17 protein-coding genes and 1 pseudogene are annotated in these 18849 nt (G+C 64.4%); 6 read left to right on the top strand and 12 right to left on the bottom strand.

The features are described 5' to 3' along the window. Positions 1-106: 106 nt before the first annotated feature. The gene (locus ACVMB0_RS14310; protein WP_461346666.1) at positions 107-514 is read left to right on the top strand and encodes a hypothetical protein; all 408 of its coding nucleotides are present in this window, start codon (positions 107-109) and stop codon (positions 512-514) included. A 76-nt stretch (positions 515-590) separates the two neighbouring features. Beyond that, a complete protein-coding gene (locus ACVMB0_RS14305) occupies positions 591-1082 on the top strand; it encodes a hypothetical protein (RefSeq protein WP_461346665.1) in 492 nt (163 codons plus the stop codon). A gap of 161 nt (positions 1083-1243) precedes the next feature. Here ACVMB0_RS14305 and ACVMB0_RS14300 read toward each other — a convergent pair whose 3' ends face one another. Beyond that, a complete protein-coding gene (locus tag ACVMB0_RS14300) occupies positions 1244-1699 on the bottom strand; it encodes an Lrp/AsnC family transcriptional regulator (RefSeq protein ID WP_456750232.1) in 456 nt (151 codons plus the stop codon). A gap of 155 nt (positions 1700-1854) precedes the next feature. Here ACVMB0_RS14300 and ACVMB0_RS14295 point away from each other — a divergent pair, with 155 nt between their 5' ends. Continuing rightward, on the top strand, positions 1855-5331 hold the full coding sequence (locus ACVMB0_RS14295) for an indolepyruvate ferredoxin oxidoreductase family protein (protein WP_461346664.1): 3477 nt from the start codon (positions 1855-1857) through the stop codon (positions 5329-5331). Here the strand turns inward: ACVMB0_RS14295 and mctP are convergent. From mctP to ACVMB0_RS14275, 4 genes are all read right to left on the bottom strand, one after another. After that, complete coding sequence (gene mctP / locus ACVMB0_RS14290; RefSeq protein ID WP_461346663.1) at positions 5302-6792, bottom strand: monocarboxylate uptake permease MctP; 1491 nt, start codon at positions 6790-6792, stop codon at positions 5302-5304. The two genes, ACVMB0_RS14295 and mctP, sit on opposite strands and share 30 nt — an antisense overlap. 10 nt (positions 6793-6802) lie before the next feature. Continuing rightward, entirely contained in the window at positions 6803-6988 is a 186-nt protein-coding gene (locus tag ACVMB0_RS14285) for a DUF3311 domain-containing protein (protein ID WP_461346662.1), read from the bottom strand. A 148-nt stretch (positions 6989-7136) separates the two neighbouring features. Then, on the bottom strand, positions 7137-8048 hold the full coding sequence (locus ACVMB0_RS14280) for a tripartite tricarboxylate transporter substrate binding protein (protein WP_461349651.1): 912 nt from the start codon (positions 8046-8048) through the stop codon (positions 7137-7139). A gap of 300 nt (positions 8049-8348) precedes the next feature. Continuing rightward, the gene (locus tag ACVMB0_RS14275) at positions 8349-9260 is read right to left on the bottom strand and encodes a LysR family transcriptional regulator (protein ID WP_461346661.1); all 912 of its coding nucleotides are present in this window, start codon (positions 9258-9260) and stop codon (positions 8349-8351) included. Between the two features lie 144 nt (positions 9261-9404). Between ACVMB0_RS14275 and ACVMB0_RS14270 the strand changes: the two are divergent. The 3 genes and pseudogenes from ACVMB0_RS14270 to ACVMB0_RS14260 all read left to right on the top strand — a co-directional run bounded on the left by ACVMB0_RS14270 (position 9405) and on the right by ACVMB0_RS14260 (position 12931). Continuing rightward, positions 9405-10553 (top strand): annotated as a pseudogene (locus tag ACVMB0_RS14270) (HlyD family secretion protein). 264 nt (positions 10554-10817) lie between these two features. Then, positions 10818-12437, top strand: a complete 1620-nt coding sequence (locus ACVMB0_RS14265; protein WP_461346660.1) for an MDR family MFS transporter — start codon at positions 10818-10820, stop codon at positions 12435-12437. Between the two features lie 35 nt (positions 12438-12472). Beyond that, positions 12473-12931, top strand: a complete 459-nt coding sequence (locus ACVMB0_RS14260) for a carboxymuconolactone decarboxylase family protein (protein ID WP_456750239.1) — start codon at positions 12473-12475, stop codon at positions 12929-12931. 150 nt (positions 12932-13081) lie between these two features. On the opposite strand, the gene ACVMB0_RS14255 is transcribed toward ACVMB0_RS14260, so the two are convergent. From ACVMB0_RS14255 to ACVMB0_RS14225, 7 genes are all read right to left on the bottom strand, one after another. Beyond that, positions 13082-13942: a D-amino-acid transaminase gene (locus tag ACVMB0_RS14255; protein ID WP_461346659.1), complete on the bottom strand. Its 861-nt coding sequence runs from the start codon at positions 13940-13942 to the stop codon at positions 13082-13084. A gap of 206 nt (positions 13943-14148) precedes the next feature. After that, complete coding sequence (locus ACVMB0_RS14250) at positions 14149-14880, bottom strand: amino acid ABC transporter ATP-binding protein (RefSeq protein WP_456750241.1); 732 nt, start codon at positions 14878-14880, stop codon at positions 14149-14151. A gap of 19 nt (positions 14881-14899) precedes the next feature. Then, a complete protein-coding gene (locus ACVMB0_RS14245; protein WP_456750242.1) occupies positions 14900-15592 on the bottom strand; it encodes an amino acid ABC transporter permease in 693 nt (230 codons plus the stop codon). A gap of 2 nt (positions 15593-15594) precedes the next feature. Then, positions 15595-16326 carry an amino acid ABC transporter permease gene (locus ACVMB0_RS14240; RefSeq protein ID WP_456750243.1) on the bottom strand — a complete coding sequence of 244 codons (732 nt, stop codon included), beginning with the start codon at positions 16324-16326 and terminating at the stop codon, positions 15595-15597. 154 nt (positions 16327-16480) lie between these two features. Continuing rightward, complete coding sequence (locus ACVMB0_RS14235) at positions 16481-17398, bottom strand: amino acid ABC transporter substrate-binding protein (RefSeq protein ID WP_456750244.1); 918 nt, start codon at positions 17396-17398, stop codon at positions 16481-16483. Between the two features lie 28 nt (positions 17399-17426). Next, complete coding sequence (locus tag ACVMB0_RS14230; protein WP_461346658.1) at positions 17427-18290, bottom strand: alpha/beta fold hydrolase; 864 nt, start codon at positions 18288-18290, stop codon at positions 17427-17429. Further along, positions 18287-18703: a hypothetical protein gene (locus tag ACVMB0_RS14225; RefSeq protein ID WP_461346657.1), complete on the bottom strand. Its 417-nt coding sequence runs from the start codon at positions 18701-18703 to the stop codon at positions 18287-18289. The genes ACVMB0_RS14230 and ACVMB0_RS14225 overlap by 4 nt, the downstream gene beginning before the upstream one ends. Positions 18704-18849 lie beyond the last annotated feature (146 nt).

The following is an 18849-nucleotide window of genomic DNA, read 5'->3' as shown; positions in this document are numbered from 1 at the left end:
GAATAGTCGCGCACGGGAAGCAGCCCTACATCGAAGCCGCAAGCAGCGCGATATGCGCTGATCCACGCGACATCACGACGGTGTCGCGAGCGGAGACACGCGACCGATGAAGGCAATCCATCACTGCCTCCTGGCTCTCACCCTCACTTTGACAGGCGCCACCACCATGACCGCTCCATCTTCCGCCCAGACACAAGCTCAAGCCGTCTCCCCCATAACCACCGGTGTGATGGTCATCCTGACCGTCAAGGCCGGCGTCACCCGCGATCAGGTGATGGCCGTGATGCCGGACGAAATCCGCCAGACCGTGCAGCTCTATCTCAATGGCAAGGTGCGCGAATGGTACTCGCGGTCCGACGGGCGCGGCGTCGTCTTCCTGCTCGACGCCAAGGATACGTCCGAGGCCCACGCGATCATGGAAGGCCTGCCATTGTCCAAACTCGACATCATGGACCACGACTACATCGCGGTCGGCCCGCTGCTGCCGCTCCGCCTGCTGTTGGCCAAGCCCTGAACGCCTCGCCGAGGTCGAGCCCGATCGTCGGGTTCGACCTCCTCGACCCCGATCGACAATCAGAAGGGAGCCGACCATGCCAGTCAGTCTCAACGTCCCTTTCCTGCTCAGCGTCGCCGGCGCATTCCTGACCAGTGCGGTGGTGGCCATGACCTATGTCTGGCCGGCGCTCCGCACCTGGCCGCGCCACGAGGCGCTGCGGCTGCTTGCAGCGTTCCATGCCTTCCGGTTTCTCGGGATGAACTTCCTGGTCACCGGCTTCGTGTCGCCGGAGGTAAACCCGGTGTTTGCCGGCGCGGTCGGCTGGGGCGATCTGACCGCCGCAGTTCTCGCGCTGCTCGCGATGGCGGCACTTTCGTGGCGCTGGCCGATCGCTACTCCGATCGTCTGGCTGTTCAACATCTGGGGCACGCTGGATCTTCTCAACGCCTACTTCATGGGCGCGACGAAGAACGCCGATCCCGGCCTGTTCGGCGCCGGGCATCTATATCCCGGCGCTCTACGTGCCGCTACTGCTGGTGAGCCATGTCATGATCTTCATGCTCCTGATGCAGACCAAATCGGCTGAGGCGTAGAGGTCTATCCTTCGTCCTTTCGGGGCTCGCGCAGCGAGAGCCCGGAATCCATAGGGCCGCATGGCATATGGAGCAATGGATTCCGGGCTCGTGCTGCGCACGCCCCGGAACGACGAGAGAGAGAGAGAGAGACGCGCGCACCTCGAACAACGAACTAGAACGGCAGCGCCACGCCGGTCTTGATTTCCTTCAGGATCACGTTGGTGCGGACATGGCGGATGCCGGGGATGCGGAACATGAACTCGTCCAGGAATCTATTGTAATCGTCCATGTCGCGCACGACGACGCGCAGATGATAGTCGGCGTCGCCGGTTGTCGCGAAGCATTCCAGCACCTCGCGGCGCTGCATCACCCGCGCGACGAACTCATCGACGAATTTGACGTCGTGCCGCTCCAGCGACACGTGCAGGATCGCCGAGGTGGCGAAGCCGGCGCGCTCGCGCGCCACCAGCGCCGAGTAGCCCGAGATGACGCCGGTCTCCTCCAGCGCACGGACCCGGCGCCAGCACGCCGAGGTCGACATCCCCACGGTTTCCGCAAGCTGCTGGTTAGTGGCGCGGCCATCCCTTTGCAGCTCGGCGAGAATTCGTTCGTCTTGCTCTTCGACCATTGCAGAACTCCGATTGGTAGATTTTACCAAATCGCACAATCATGGGCAATATTATACCGAAATCCCCCTCGCAAACGGATAGATAGGTAAGACCTACCAGCCCCGCAGGCATAGCCTCGTCCAATCAGACATCGCGATTCCACGAGGGACCGGTCATGGGCCAGATGCCGCTGCTCGACGCCTACCAGCTGTCGGCGCGCTACAGCCGGGAGCGCGGTCGCGTCTTCCTCACCGGCACGCAGGCGATCGTCCGCATCGCGCTCGACCAAATCAGGCGCGACCGCGCCGCGGGGCTCAACACCGCGGGCTTCATCTCCGGCTATCGCGGCTCGCCGCTCGGCGGCGTCGATCTCGAACTGTGGAAGATCAAGCAACAGCTGAAAGACAGCCGCATCGAATTCCTGCCTGCGGTCAACGAGGACCTCGCGGCGACCGCGGTGCTCGGCTCACAGCAGGTCGAGACGCAAAGGGATCGCGAGGTCGATGGCGTGTTCGGTCTCTGGTACGGCAAGGGCCCCGGCGTCGATCGCTCCGGCGATGCGCTGAAGCACGGCAACGCCTACGGTTCCTCGCCGCATGGCGGCGTGCTGGTCGTCGCCGGCGACGATCATGGCTGCGTGTCATCCTCGATGCCGCATCAATCCGACGTCGCCTTCATGAGTTGGTTCATGCCGACGCTGCATCCGGCCGATGTCGGCGAGTATCTCGCGTTCGGCGAATACGGCTACGCGCTCAGTCGATTCTCCGGCATGTGGGTCGGCTTCAAGGCGATTTCGGAGATCGTCGAATCCGGCGCCTCGGTCGAGCTGCCCGCCCCACGCCGTTTCATCCAGCCGGATTTCGTGTCGCCGCCCGGCGGCCTGCATTATCGCTGGCCGGACCTGCCGGGCCCGCAGATCGAGGAGCGGCTGGAAGCGAAGAAGCACGCGGTCTACGCCTTCGCCAAGGCCAACCCGATCGACCGCCGCATCTACGACATCAAGGACGCGCGCTACGGCATCGTCACCACGGGCAAGGCGCATCTCGATCTGATGGAGGCGCTGCGGCTGGTCGGGCTGGATGAAGCCGCCTGCCGCCGCTTCGGCATCGACATCTACAAGGTCGGCATGGTGTGGCCGCTCGCGCTGCACGACGCGATGGAATTCGTGAAGGGCAAGCGCGAGATCCTGGTGGTCGAGGAGAAGCGCGGCATCATCGAGAGCCAATTCAAGGAATATTTCTACGACTATCCCGGCGCCAAGCCGGAACGCATGGTCGGCAAGCATGACGAAACCGGCGCACGGCTGATCTCCTGGACCGGCGAGTTGTCGCCGCGCATGCTGGCGGACGTGCTGGCGCGGCGGCTCGACCCGATGTTTCCGGAGCTGCGGTTGGCACAACGCGTCGCTGCGCTCAGACCCGAGCAGGACCGCACCATCGCAGTCCCCGGCGCGACGCGCACGCCGTATTTCTGCTCGGGCTGCCCGCACAACATTTCGACAAAAGTGCCCGACGGCTCCAAGGCATTGGCCGGCATCGGCTGCCACTTCATGGCGAGCTGGATGGACCGCGAAACCTCGTCGCTGATCCAGATGGGCGGCGAAGGCGTCAACTGGGCGGCCTCGTCGAAATTCACCGGCAACCGCCATGTGTTCCAGAATCTCGGCGAAGGCACCTATTATCACTCCGGTTCGATGGCGATCCGGCAGGCGATCGCGGCCAACGCCAACATCACCTACAAGATCCTGTTCAATGAAGCGGTCGCGATGACCGGCGGCCAGCCGGTCGACGGCCCGGTCAGCGTGCAGGCGATCGCCCACTCGGTCCGCTCCGAAGGTGTAACGCGCATTGCGCTGGTGTCCGATGATCCCACACATTTCTCGCCGGCGGATTTGCCGGTCGGCGTCACCATCCATCCGCGCGAGGAGATAGATGCCGTGCAGCGCGAGCTGCGCGAGATTTCAGGCGTCACCGTGCTGATCTATCAGCAGACCTGCGCCACCGAGAAGCGGCGGCGGCGTAAGCGCGGCACGATCGAAGATCCGGCCCGCTTCGCCTACATCAACGACCTCGTCTGCGAGGGCTGCGGCGACTGCTCGGTGGAATCGAACTGCCTCAGCGTCGAGCCGAAAGAGACGCGATTCGGCCGCAAGCGCAAGATCAACCTCTCGACCTGCAACAAGGATTTCTCCTGTCTCAACGGCTTCTGCCCGAGTTTTGTCACCATCGAGGGCGGCAAGCGCCGGGCGAGGAGCGCAAGCGCGATCGATCCGCTGGCGCGCGCGGCAACGCTGCCGGCGCCGGAGCTTGCGACACTCGACGAGCCCTATGATCTGCTGGTCACCGGCGTCGGCGGCACCGGCGTGATCACCGTCGGCGCGCTGATCGCAATGGCGGCGCATCTCGAGGGCCGCGGCGTCTCGGTGCTCGATTTCACCGGCTTCGCGCAGAAGTTCGGCCCGGTGCTGAGCTTCCTGCGGCTGGCGGCTAGGCCCGGCGCACTGCATCAGGTGCGGATCGACCAGGGCGCGGCCGATGCGCTGATCGGCTGCGACCTCGTGGTGAGCTCGTCGGCAAAGGCGTCCGGCACCTATCGCAAGGGCATGCGCGCCGCGGTCAACACCGCGGAGATGCCGACCGGCGACGTGGTGCGATTCCGCGATGCCGACCTCGCCTCGCCGGTTCGCTTGCGCGCCATCGAGCGGGTGATTGGATTGGGCAATCTCACCACGATCGATGCCAATGCACTGGCCGAACGGCTGCTCGGCGACAGCGTGTATGCCAACATCATGATGCTCGGCTTTGCCTGGCAGCAGGGCCTGGTGCCAGTGTCGCTGGAGGCCTTGTTGCGCGCGATCGAGCTGAATGGCGTCGAGATCGAGCGCAACAAGCAGGCGCTGGCCTGGGGCCGGCTCGCTTTTGCCGATCCGGATTTTCTACCGAAGGCCGACGGTGCTGCGGCCAATGCGCCGGAGACGCTGGAGCAGATAATCGCGCGCCGCGCCGATTTCCTCACCGACTATCAGGACGAGGACTATGCCGCACGCTACCGCGCCACGGTCGAGCGCGTGCGCCGCGCCGAGGCTGCGTTTGGCAGCGAGACGTTGACCGACGCGGTGGCGCGGTCGCTGTTCAAGCTGATGGCCTACAAGGACGAATACGAGGTGGCGCGGCTGCATATGCAGACCGGCTTCCTCGATGAGCTCAAGCGCGAGTTCGATGGCGACTTCACTGTCCGGTACCATCTCGCACCGCCCTTCCTCCCGGCGCGGCAGGATGCACGCGGACGGCCGAGGAAGCGCGCGTTCGGGCAATGGATCCAGACGCCGCTGCGGCTGCTCGCGGGGCTGAAAGGACTGCGCGGCACGCCGTTCGACGTGTTCGGTACCACCGCGGAGCGCCGCGCCGAGCGCGAGCTGATCGGCTGGTATGAGGCCCTGATCGACACGCTGCTCGGCAAGCTCGATGCGGCACGCCTGCCCGATCTCACAGCGATCGCAAAAGCGCCGATGGAGATCCGCGGCTACGGGCCGGTGAAGGACACCGCGATCGCAAAGGCCAAGGCGGAGGTGGCGCGGCTGACGGCGCTCCTTACCTCCGCCCCGTCAGGTACACACGACGGCTCAGGCCGCCGCGCCGCGCTTGGCGGGTGAGATCACGCCGACCACGACGGTTGCCAGCACCGCCACCACGATGTTGAGCAGCAGCGCGCCAAGGCCGACATAAAAGGTGTAGCTGTTCTCGCCGAGCGAGATGCTGGCCAGCGGCTTCAGCCCGTTGCTCCATGCCGTATAGGTCCCCCAGCTGATGCCGGCGGCCCAGCCGAGCAGCAGGCCTTCGGCGCGGAACCAGACCGTGAACAAGCCGAACACCAGGGCCGGCAACGTCTGCACGATCCAGAGGCCGCCGAGCAGTTGCAGGTCGAGCGCATATTGCGTCGGCAGGAACAGGATGAAGGCGAGCGCGCCGACCTTCACCACCAGCGAGGTGATCTTGGCCACCGACGCCTCACCGGCGTGCGAGATGTTCGGGTTGACGTAGGACTTCCAGACATTGCGGGTGAACAGATTGGCGGCGCCGATGCTCATCACCGCCGCCGGCACCAGCGCGCCGATCGCAATCGCCGAGAACGCAAAGCCCGCGAACCATTCCGGGAACAGTGTCTTGAACAGCATCGGCACCACGTCGTTCGGCGACGTCACCTTGATGCCCGCGGCATAGGCCATGTAGCCGAGCAGCGCGATCAGGCCGAGCAGCAGCGTATAGGCCGGCAGCAGGATCGCGTTCTTGCGGATCGTATCCGCCGACTTCGAGGCGAAGATGCCCGTCAGCGTATGCGGATACATGAAGGCGGCGAGCGCCGAGCCGAGCGCCAGCGTCGCATAAGGCAGATACTGGGCGGGCTTCAACGTCAGCCCGGTGGCACCGCCCTTCGCGGTGAAGGCGTCGTTGGCCGCGGAGAACACCGCGCCGTAGCCGCCGAGCTTCGCGGGCACCACGACCACCGCCGTCAGCACCACGATGTAGATCATGATGTCCTTGACGAAGGCGATCAGCGCCGGGGCACGCAGGCCGGAGCTATAGGTATAAAGCGCGAGGATCACGAAGGCGGCGATGATCGGCAGTTCGCCGGTCAGACCCATCGCCTTGATCACGACCTCCATGCCGATCAGCTGCAACGCGATATAGGGCATGGTCGCGACCAGGCCGGTCAGCGCCACCGCGAGCTCGAGCGCGCGCGAGCCATAGGCGCCGTGGACGACGTCGGCGGCGGTGACATAGCCGTTGGCATGCGCCTTCTTCCACAGCACCGGCATCACGGCGAACACGAAGGGATAGACGATGATGGTGTAGGGCAGCGCGAAGAAGCCATAGGCGCCGACCGCGTAGACCAGTGCCGGCACCGCGATCACGGTGTAGGCGGTGTAGAAATCGCCGCCGACCAGGAACCAGGTGATCCAGGTGCCGAACTGACGGCCGCCGAGACCCCATTCGTCGAGGTGCTCGCTGACCGGGCCGGATTTCCAGCGTGCGGCGAAGAAGCCCATCACGGTGACGAGCGCGAAGAAGAAGACGAAGACGGAGAGCGCCACCCAGGCGATATGATCGGTCATGGCTCTCCCCTCACCGCTGCTCGCCGGCGTCTGGCTGGCGGCTGCGATAGACCACCCAGATCAAGAGCGACGAGATCGGCACCCAGGCGAGCTGGTACCAGTAGAAGAACGGAAAGCCGAACAGCGACGGCTCGGCGAAATTATAGAACGGCACCCACAGCAAGCCGATGAACGGCAGCAGCAACAGAATCCACATGGCTCTCTCCCAGCCCCGGGCGTGATCCATACCGGCAGGGTTGCCGGTGTCCCGTCATCAACGACCCCAGGAACCATTCGTTGCGTCTAGAATCACAGTTACGGCATGGCGATGCAAAAAGATGTGATCGCCGCACCGGGCACGCTGCCTATTCGGCTTTGATGCCGGCGTCCTGGATCACCTTGCGCCAGCGCGCTTCCTCACCGGAAAAGTAGCGGTCAAGCTCGGCCGGAGGCTGTGCCACCATCACGAGGCCCTCGTTGACGCTGAGCTTCTTGAAGGCCTCCGCCTGCACGGCCTTGGCCGCGGACGTGTTGAGCCGGTCGATCACGTCGGGCGGCGTGTTCGCAGGGGCGTAAAGGCCGTACCAGGATTCCGCGACGTAGCCCGGCACGCCGGCTTCGGACACCGTCGGCAGCTGCGGGAACGCGGGCGAGCGCTCAGTCGAGGTTACGCCGATCGCGCGCAGCTGCCCGGCTTCGACCAGCGACGCGCAGCTCGCCACCGTCGTGAACATCACCTGGATCTGGCCACCCAGGAGGTCGGTGATGGCCGGCGCCGCACCCTTGTAGGGCACGGTGGTGAGATTGACTCCCGTCATGTGCTTGAACAATTCACCGGCGAGATGTGCCGAGGTGCCGGTGCCATAAGTGCCGTAGGACAGCTTTTCCGGATCAGCCTTCGCGGCCGCGACCAGATCGGCGATCGACTTGATCGGCGAGGATGGATTGACCACCACGACATTGAAGGAGCGCGCCACCAGCGCCACGGGGGCAAAATCCTTGTGCGCGTCATAGGGCAGCTTGCGGTAGAGGCTCGGATTGACCGCGTTGGCGAAGGTCGCCATCAGCAGGGTATAGCCGTCTGGTGGGCTCGCCCCGACACTCTGCGTGCCGATGATCGTGCCAGCCCCCGGCTTGTTCTCGACGATGACGGTGACGCCGAGATCCTTCTGCATCTCCTGCGCCAGCGTGCGCGCCACCACATCGGTGCCGCCGCCCGGCGCGAACGGCACCACGATCTTCACGATATGGTCGGGATAGGCGGCGCGCGCCGGCACCTGCAACAGCAGGTTTGCTGAAAAACGCGAACAGAAGCGATGCGAGGAAGCGAAGCGGCATGGCGGACCCCGGCAAGTGACGCGACCTTGATACACGGGAGCGCCATGCAAGGGGGACCGGGGCGCCATGATGCAGAAGGAAGCGCTCCACTTCCGGTCCCGTCATCCTGAGGTGGCCGCTCTCTTCAGCGGCCCTCGAAGGATGGACGGCCACAGTGGGGCCGTCGACCCTTCGACACGCGCTTCGCGCTCCTCAGGGTGACGGAGATAGATGTGCGTGCGCGGCTCTTTCCACGCTCCTCACGAATACGGATTGATCAGCTTCTGCTGCTCGGTGGCGTGATGCACCAGGAGATCGATGAAGGTGCGGACCTTCGCCGAGAGATGATGGCGGTGCGGATAGACCGCGTTCATGGTGAACTCGACCGGCCGGTACTCGGGCAACAGGCGGACCAATTGGCCGGACTCGAGCTCGTCGCGCACCAGGAAGCCTGCCGCGAGGAACACGCCGACGCCGGCCAATGCGGCGAGCCGCAGCGTGTCGCCGCTGTTGGCGACCAGATTGCCGCTGACCTTCACCGACGCCGGCGTGCCCTTGCGGTCGACGAAATGCCACTCGTCGCCATAGGGATAATTGACGTGACGGATGCAATTGCGTTCCGCGAGGTCGGCGAGTTGCGCGGGCTTGCCGTGCTGTTCGATATAGCCGTGCGAACAACACAGCACGTGCCGCCAGGTCGCGATGCTGCGCACGATCAGGCTGGAATCCGGCGGCGGGAGCATGCGCACGGCGAGATCGTAATTCTCGTCGATCAGGTCGACATTGCGCTCGCCGATCGCGAGGTCGACCTTGACCTCCGGATAGGTCGCCAGGAACTCGACCACCGCGGGCGACAGGAACTGCGCTAGGTGGGTGTTGGTGTAGATGCGCAGCGTGCCGCGCGGCACCGACTGCAACGCGCCCGCGATGTCGTCGGCCTGTTCGATGTCGGCGAGGATCTGGACGCAGCGGTCGTAATAGGCCTGGCCGACCTCGGTGAGGCTGACCTTGCGCGTGGTGCGGTTGAGCAGCCGGGCGCCGAGCCGGTCCTCCAGCGACTGCACATGGTTGCTCACCATGGTGGTGGACATGTTGAGCTTGCGGCCGGCCGCGGAAAAGCCGCCGGCATCCACGACCCGGACGAAGGCGGTCAGGCTGGTCAGGCGATCCATGTGCGCGACGTCCGGATTATCAGCGCTGGCTTGATAATGCTTCCAGTTTTATCGGGATTATCACAGCGAGGAGGACATTGCATCTAACGGGTCGAGATCGGCGCCCTTTCTGGAAGGACGCGAATGTTCGACCCGGAGGATGCCATGTCGACCACAACCTATGTCCCTGACGAATCGGCTAAAATTGGCCTGCGCCCGTCGCGCGCGACGTTCAAGCGGGCAGCCCTCGGGCTCGCCGCGCTGCTCGGCATCGCCGTCGCCGCCGATTTTGGCTACGACTATCTCACCACCGGCCGCTACCTCGAATCGACGGACGACGCCTATGTGAAGGCGGACTCTACGATCATCGCACCGAAAGTGTCGGGCTATATCGCCCGCGTGCTGGTCACCGACAACCAGCCGGTGAAGGCCGGCCAGCTGCTGGCCGAGATCGACGATCGCGATTACCGCACCGCGCTCGGCCAGGCCAAGGCTGACGTCGACGCCGCGAGCGCGTCGGTGCGCAACCTCGATGCCCAGCTCGAGCTGCAGCAACCGATCATCGACCAGAGCACCGCCGATGTCGAAGCCGCCGAAGCCAATCTGAAATTCGCCCAGGAGGAGCAGAGCCGCTACGACGGGCTGATGAAGTCCGGCTCCGGCACCATTCAGCGCGCGCAGCAGACCGATGCGGCGCTGCGCGCCAACACCGCGCAATTGCAGCACGCGAAATCGGCGCTGTCGGCAGCGCAGCGCTAGGTCGATGTACTGACCACGCAGCGTGCCCAGGCCGCTGCGCAGGTCGACCGCGCCCGCGCAGTCGAGCAGCAGGCCGAGCTCAATCTGTCCTATGCGAAGATCACCGCGCCGGTCGACGGCACGGTCGGCGCCCGCACGCTCCGTGTTGGCCAGTACGTGCAGGCCGGCACCCAGCTGATGGCGGTGGTGCCGCTCGATGCGGTCTATGTGGTCGCCAATTTCAAGGAGACGCAGCTGACCCATGTGCGGAATGGCCAGCCGGTCGAGCTCACCGTCGACAGTTTCCACGGCACCACCTTGAAAGGTCATGTCGACAGTCTGTCGCCGGCCAGCGGCCTCGAATTCGCGCTGCTGCCGCCCGACAACGCCACCGGCAATTTCACCAAGATCGTGCAGCGCGTGCCGGTGAAGATCGTGCTCGACGATCACAGCCTGACCGGCCTGCTGCGGCCGGGCATGTCGGCGACCCCGACCGTCAACACCAAGGCCACGGTGCTGGCCGAACGCGACGAGAAGCGGCGGCTGGCGTCGGCGACGCGGCCGCATGGCGGCTAGGGACGAACGGTTCTTCAATTGGCCAAGCGCGATCGATCACCGCATCGGCGGTCGATCGCGCTTTGCTGTGTGCCTCTCCGTGATCGCTTCTCCTTCGTGCCGCGCACACCGGCGATAGACCAGCTGCTGCGGCAAGCCGCTACGAACGGCAGAACAGCTAGGCATCCGATTATCAAGCTCTGCCGGACAATCCTTCCACCCTTTCCCGGATTATCGAAACCGGCCGCCTAATACATGTTGTTTGAGTCAGCAAGGACGACCCCGATGACCACACTCCAGCCCACAGCCGATGCAGCCAATACGGCCGATCTTTCGAAACCCGCAGCACCCGCCGCGCCTGCGGTCTCGACGCGGACCTGGATCGCGGTGATCGGCGCCACGCTCGGCGCGTTCATGGCGGTGCTCAACATCCAGATCGTCAACGCCTCGCTCGCCGACATTCAAGGCGGCATCGGCGCCGGCATCGATGACGGTGGCTGGATTTCGACCTCCTATCTGATTGCCGAGATCGTGGTGATCCCGCTGTCCGGCTGGCTCGCGCGGGTCTTCTCGGTTCGCCTTTATCTGCTCACCAATGCGTTCCTGTTCCTGGTGTTCTCGGCGGCCTGCGCGCTGGCCCAGGACCTGCCGCAGATGATCGCGCTGCGCGCCGTGCAAGGCTTCACCGGCGGCGTGCTGATCCCGATGGCGTTCACGCTGATCATCACGCTGCTGCCGAAGGCCAAGCAGCCGATCGGGCTGGCGCTGTTCGCGCTGTCGGCGACGTTCGCGCCGGCGATCGGCCCGACCATCGGCGGTTATCTCACCGAGAACTGGGGCTGGCAGTACATCTTCTATGTCAATCTGGTGCCCGGCGCCGTGATGATCGCGATGCTGTACGTCTCGCTCGATCCGAGCCCGATGAAGCTGTCGCTGATCCGCCAGGGCGACTGGCTCGGCATCATCACCATGGCGATCGGGCTGGCCGCGCTGCAGACCGTGCTCGAAGAAGGCAACAAGGACGACTGGTTCGGCTCGCCCTTCATCGTCCGCCTGTCTGTCATCGCAGCGGTTGCGCTGACAGCCTTCCTGATCGTCGAATTCACCGTCGAGAAGCCGCTGCTCAATCTGCGCCTGCTCGCCCGCCGCAATTTCGGCTTCGGCATGCTGGCGAACTTCCTGATGGGCATTGCGCTGTACGGCTCGGTGTTCATCCTGCCGCAGTACCTGTCGCGCATCCAGGGCTACAATGCCGAGCAGATCGGCATGGTGCTGGCATGGACCGGACTGCCGCAGCTCGTGCTGATCCCGCTGGTGCCTAAGCTGATGCAGCGCTTCGACCCGCGCATCGTGATCGGTATCGGATTTGCGCTGTTCGCCGGCTCCAACTTCATGAACATCTACATGACCAACGACTATGCCGCCGATCAGCTGCTGTGGCCGAACGTCGTTCGTGCCGTCGGTCAGGCGCTTGCATTTGCCCCGCTGTCGGCGGTTGCAACGGCCGGAATTGAAGCGGAGAATGCCGGATCGGCGTCAGCGCTGTTCAACATGATGCGCAACCTCGGCGGCGCAATCGGCATCGCCGCGCTGCAGACCCTGCTGACCAAGCGCGAGCAGTATCATTCCAACGTGCTGATGCAGTCGGTCTCGCTGCTGGAGGAGGCAACCCGCACCCGGATCGCGCAGATGACGCAGTATTTCATGAACCACGGCGTCGCCGACCAGGCCGCCGCCGCCCACCGCGCGATCGCCGCGATCGGCAATGTCGTGCAGAAGCAGGCCTACATCCTGGCCTTCAGCGACACCTTCTACCTGCTCGGCGTGGCGCTGATCATCGCGCTGGTCGCAACCCTGTTCCTGAAGAAGCCGGGCCAGCTGGCTGGCGGCGGCGGCGCGCACTAGCCTTGTTACTGAACCCACAACCAAGGAGAACGAGCATGAAACCCCGGATGAACTTCTACCAGGCCGCCCCCGAAACCATCAAAGCGCTGGTTGCGGTGGAAAGCCAGATCACCGCGAGCGGTCTCGAGCAATCGCTGATCGAACTGGTGAAGACCCGCGCCTCGCAGATCAACGGCTGCGCCTACTGCATCAACATGCACACCGAGGACGCCCGCAAGCATGGCGAGACCGAGCAGCGGCTCTATCTGCTCAATGCCTGGCGCGAGTCACCGCTCTACTCCGAGCGCGAGCGCGCGGCGCTGGCCTGGACCGAAGCGCTGACGCTGGTTGCAGACACGCACGCGCCCGATGCCGACTATGAGGCGGTACGTGCGCAGTTCTCGGACGGCGAGCTGGTCAACCTGACCACGCTGATCGGCGCGATCAACGCCTGGAACCGGATCGCCATCGGCTTCCGCGCAGTCCATCCGGTGAAAGTGAAGGTCGCGGCTTGAGGGCGATACTGATCGCCAAATATTCAGCTGTCATGCCCCGCTTCATGCGGGGCATCCAGTACGCCGCGGCTTCTCGGCTCGAGCACCGCGGCATCTGGAATACTGGATCGCCCGGTCGAGCCGGGCGATGACAGCGCGAATAGGGACAGATTAAACCGCGGTCGCCCGCGCGAACTCGACATAGATCTCGCGCAGGCGATCGGTGATCGGGCCGACCTTGCCGCTGCCGACCGCCTTGCCGTCGATCGCGACCACGCCCTGCACGAACACCGAGGCGCTGGTGATGAAGGCTTCCTTGGCGGCGAGTGCTTCGGCGACCGTGAAGGCGCGTTCCTCGATGCGCAGCTGACGCTCCTCGGCGAGCTTGACCACCGCCTTGCGGGTGCAGCCGGGCAGGATCTCATTGCCGTTCTGCCGGGTCACGATGACGTCGTCCTGGGTGACGATGAAGGACGACGACGAGCCGCCCTCGGTGATCTTGCCGTCCTCGATCATCCAGGCTTCGCCGGCGCCGGCCGCGGCCGCGGCCTGCTTGGCCAGCACCTGCGCGAGCAGCGCCACGCTCTTGATGTCGCGCCGTTCCCAGCGGATGTCGGGCACCGTGATGACCTTGATGCCGGTCTTGGCCGAGGGCGCGTTGATGATGTCCTTTTCCGAGGTGAACATGACCAGCGTCGGCTTGACGTCGGCCGTCGGGAACGCGAAATCGCGGCCTTTGTCGGCGCCGCGGGTGACCTCGAGATAGACCATGCCGTTGACGAGGTTGTTGCGCTTGACCAGCTCCTTCTGGATCTCCTCGATCCGCTCCAGCGTCTCCGGCAGCGCCAGCTGGATCTCGCCGACCGAACGCTTCAGCCGCTCCAGATGCGAGGCGTTGTCGATCAGCTTGCCCTCGAGCACCGCCGCCACCTCATAGATGCCGTCGGCGAACAGGAAACCGCGGTCGAACACCGAGACCTTGGCCTCGGAATGCGGCACGTACGAGCCGTTGACGTAAGCGATCTTTTCCACGCGAGTTCTCCTGCGGACGAAGGGGGAGTTCTGGGCTTTCGTATACGCAAATTGTTAACGGGGATAAACCCTCTCCCCACCGTCATTCCGGGGCGCGCCAGAGTCGCGAGCCCGGAATCCATTTCACAGCAGAAGATGCGGCCCAATGGACTCCGGGCTCTCGCTTCGCGAGCCCCGGAATGACGGAGTGGAGAGAACGACGCCCCCTAATGCTGCAGGATCTTCGACAGGAACTTCTGCGCGCGGTCGCTGCGCGGCGTGCCGAAGAAGTCGGCCTTCTTGGCATCCTCGACGATCTCGCCGCGGTCCATGAAGATGACGCGGTCGGCGACCTTATTGGCGAAGCCCATTTCGTGGGTCACCACCATCATGGTCATGCCCTCGCGGGCGAGGTCGACCATGACGTCGAGCACCTCGCTGATCATTTCCGGGTCGAGCGCCGAGGTCGGCTCGTCGAACAGCATCGCGATCGGGTCCATCGCCAGCGCGCGGGCGATCGCGACGCGCTGCTGCTGGCCGCCGGACAATTCGGCGGGAAACTTCTTGGCGTGATCCTTCAGCCCGACGCGCTCCAAAAGCTTCATGCCCTTGGCCATGGCCCCGTCATGCTTGCGGCCCAGCACCTTCTCCTGCGCGAGGCAGAGATTGTCGATGATGCGCAGATGCGGGAACAGCTCGAAATGCTGGAACACCATGCCGACGCGCGAGCGCAGCTTCGGCAGGTCGGTCTTGGGATCGTTGACCTTGACGCCGTCGAGCGTGATGTCGCCGCCCTGGATCGGCTCCAGCGCATTGACGCATTTGATCAGGGTCGACTTGCCCGAGCCGGAGGGGCCGCAGACCACCACCACCTCGCCCTTGGCGACGCTGGTGGTGCAGTCCTTCAGCACCTGGAAGGCCGGCCCGTACCATTTGTTGACGTGATTGATCTCGATCATGATGGCTCAGCTCGTTTGATCAGCGAACGATGGCGATGCGCGCCTGCAGGCGGCGGACACCAAAGGATGCGACACAGGAAATGACGAAGTAGACCAGCGCGGCGAACAGGTACATTTCGACCAGACGGCCGTCGCGCTGCGCGACCTTGCTGGCGGCGCCGAGGAAATCCGGGATCGACAGCACGTAGACCAGCGAGGTGTCCTGGAACAGCACGATGGTCTGCGTCAGCAGCACCGGCAGCATGTTGCGGAACGCCTGCGGCAGCACGACGTAGCGCATCGACTGCGCGTAGGTCAGGCCGAGCGCGCTAGCCGCGGCCGGCTGGCCCTTCGAGATCGACTGGATGCCGGCGCGCATGATCTCGGAGAAATAGGCCGCCTCGAATGCGATGAAGGTGATCAGCGAGGAGGCAAAGGCGCCGACCGTGATCGGCCGCGACGCTCCGGTCAGCCACTGCCCGATATAGGGCACCAGGAAGTAGAACCAGAAGATCACCAGCACCAGCGGCAGCGAGCGGATGAAGTCGACATAAAGGCCCGCGATGCGCCCGAGCCATTTGTAGCTCGACAACCGCATCAGGGCGATCAGGGTGCCGAACACCAGGCCGCCGAACGCAGCAAGCGCCGTCAGGGTCAGCGTGAAGCGCATGCCCTCGAAGAACAGATAGGGCAGCGCGCGGCGGATGACGTCGAAATCGAAATTGCCGAGCATCGTCATTTGCCCGTGATGTAGCCGGGGATCGCAACATAGCGCTCGAGGAAGCGCATCGCGGTCACCACGACGAAATTGAGGAGAAGATAGAGCACGGTCGCCGCAGTGAAGGCCTCGAACACCTGGAACGAGAATTCCTGCATCGAGCGCGCCTCGCCGGTCAATTCGATCAGGCCGATGGTGATGGCGACCGCGCTGTTCTTGATGGTGTTGAGGAATTCGGAGGTCAGCGGCGGCAGGATGATGCGGAAGGCCATCGGCAGCAGCACGTAGCGATAGGTCTGCACCGTGGTGAGGCCGAGCGCGGTCGAGGCCTGCTTCTGGCCACGCGGCAGCGAGGTGATGCCGGCCTGCAATTGCACGGCGACGCGCGCCGACATGAACAGGCCGACGCCGATCGCGGCGGTCCAGAACGGTGCGTTCGGCAGCTGCTTCAGCCACAGCCCGGCGGATTTGGGCAGCAGCTCGGGCAGCACGAAGAACCAGAGGAACAGCTGCACCAGCAGCGGCATGTTGCGGAAGAACTCGACCCAGCAGAAGCCGATCCACGACGCCGTCTTCGACGGCAGCGTGCGCAGCACGCCGATCACCGAGCCGGTCACCAGCGCGATGATCCAGGCGAGCACCGACACCTTGACAGTGACCACCAGTCCCGACAGCAGCAGGTCGAGATAGGTGCCGGTCCCCATCGGGTTCGGCTCAAGAAAGATGTGCCAGTTCCAATTATAGTTCACAGGTCCCCCACGCGCGGCCGCGGCGATCACGCATTACGCCGACTTGGCGCGCGGCGTCTATGCAAATGTCCGGCCATCTTCCTCCAAAATGGCCGGACATACTCACTTTCGGGACCCGCCGCCGAGGGGCGACGGGTCAAACTCGGCCGTGCAATCAGTTCACCAGATAGGCATCGGGATCGGGCGAATCCGACGGCTTCGCAAACTGCTTCTTCATCTCCGGTCCAGCCGGCGAGTTGAGATTGAGGCCCTTCGGCGGAATCTTCTGGGTGAACCACTTGTCGTAGATCTTCTGGCCCTCGCCGCTGGTGTAGAGCGCGGCCGTGGCGGCGTCGACGACCTTCTTGAACGGCGCATCGTCCTTGCGCAGCATGATGCCGTAGGGCTCGGGCTTGGAGAACGCATCCTTGGAGATGACGTAGTCGTCCGGCGACTTCGAGCCGGCGACGAGGCTCGCGAGCAGGATGTCGTCCATCACGAAGGCAACCGCACGATCGGTCTCGACCATCAGGAAGGCCTCGGCATGATCCTTGGCCGGGATGATGTTGACGCTCAAGCCCCGCGCCAGGTTGGCCTCGGTGAGCTGCTTGATGTTGGTGGTGCCGGCGGTCGACACCACCGTCTTGCCCTTCAGGTCATCGATCGAATTGATCTTGTTCGCCTTCTTGGTGACGTAGCGGCTCGCGGTCAGGAAGTGCGAGTTGGTGAAGGAGACCTGCTTCTGGCGCTCGGCATTGTTGGTGGTCGAGCCGCATTCGAGGTCGACGGTGCCGTTGGCCATCAGTGGGATGCGCGTCGCCGAGGTCACCGGGTTGAGCTTGACCTCGAGCTTGTCGAGCTTGAGCTCCTTCTTGATCGCGTCGACGATCTTGTAGCAGATGTCCATCGCGTAGCCGATGGGCTTCTGGTTGTCGTCGAGATAGGAGAACGGGATCGAGGAATCGCGGTAGCCGAGCGTGATCGCGCCGGTGTCCTTGATGTTCTTCAGCGTGCCGGTCAGCTCCTGGGCCTGCGCCTGGCTCGCGCCGAGCGCGGCGGCGAGCGCGAAGCCGATGAGATATTTGGATGTCATACGTCTACTCCTTCGTGGAAACGTCGATCTAGTGCATGAGAATGTCGGCGAGGACGGGTGCGATGTAGCGGCGAAACTGCTCCGGATTCTCGCTCATCGGAAAATGACCGAGCTTCTCCATGATCGTGACGCTGGCGCTCCCTATTGCCGCTGCGGTCCGCCTCGTGTCCTCGGGCGTGCAGGAGAAATCATACTCGCCCGTGAGCAGATACAGCTTGCATACTTTAGTATCGATTGACGCGACCTGGCCGCGCAGGTCGCCATCGACACGGTAGAAATACAGGTCGCCCTTGAACACGCCCGGGCCGCCCTGCTTGTAGGCCCACAGCGTTTCCATCCGCGAGGCTTGCGGGCTCTGCGGCGCAATCAGTCCCGATACCAGCGCGGCGCAGACTTCGCCGCCGTGAACGTCCGGACGGTTCAGCCAGCCGGTGTCGTACCACGGCGCCTGGAAGTCGGCTGCCTCGAGCCCGATCAGCGCGCGGAATTCGGCGGCATGTTCGATCGCGAGATTCAGCACGATGCGGCCGCCGATCGAACAGCCCATCACGACCGGCTTCTCCAGCCGCAGCGCACGGCAGAAGGCGCGGATGGTCTCGGTGTAGCGTGCTGTGGTGAGTTGGTATTCATCGCCGGTCCAGCTCTTCGGCGGATTCGACTTGCCATGCCAGGGCATATCGAAGGCAATGATGCGGAAATTTTCGGCAAATTGCGCGTCAGCGAGCAGATGCCGCCACTGTCGCGCATCCGATCCCGCGGTGTGCAGGCAGAGCAGCGGCACGCCCTCGCCGTTCTCCTCGAAATAGATCCGGTGCAGCTCGCCGCCGATCTCGACGTGAACGTAGCGGCCGACCATCGGCTCGATGTGGCCGTTCATGATGGCGCCGCTCATGTTGCGCCCGCCGCGAATTGCTGCCGCGGCAGCGCCAGCAGGTCCTTGAAGTACTGCAGATGCGTCATGAAGGGATAGAGGTCGCCCTCCAGCACCGCCTCGCCGCGCTTGGTCAACGCCAGCAGATCATGCCAGCCGGGCTTCGGCTCGGCCTGCCAATAGGCGGCCCAGGCCTGCGGCGTCGCACGATAGGCAAAGCGCCACGAGCGCATCAGGACCGGCGCAGGCTTGAGCTCGACGATGCGCCCGGTGCGGATCGTGGCATGAAACGGCCGCGCCAACTCCCCGAGCAGGCAGTCGCAATCGAGCAGCCGCCCGCGCGCGACCAGCATGGGAGCCTGGTCAAGCAATGCGGGAAGGCCGGCAAACGCCGTCGTCACAGCGTCGTCGGTGGCGTCGGGCGAGAGCGTCATCAGTCGGGGAAGCTTCCTGCGGCGGATCGCCCATGATGACTGGAAGGCTGCGATCCCGCAAGGCGCCGATGCCCTCGGATGCCCTTGGGTTCCCTGGATAATTCGCTTGACCAAACCCGGCTTGCCGGTCAGGCGCGGCCCTCCGC

The sequence above is a fragment of the Bradyrhizobium sp. USDA 4451 genome (assembly GCF_054822585.1).
This window is presented reverse-complemented; position numbering and strand designations above follow the sequence as displayed.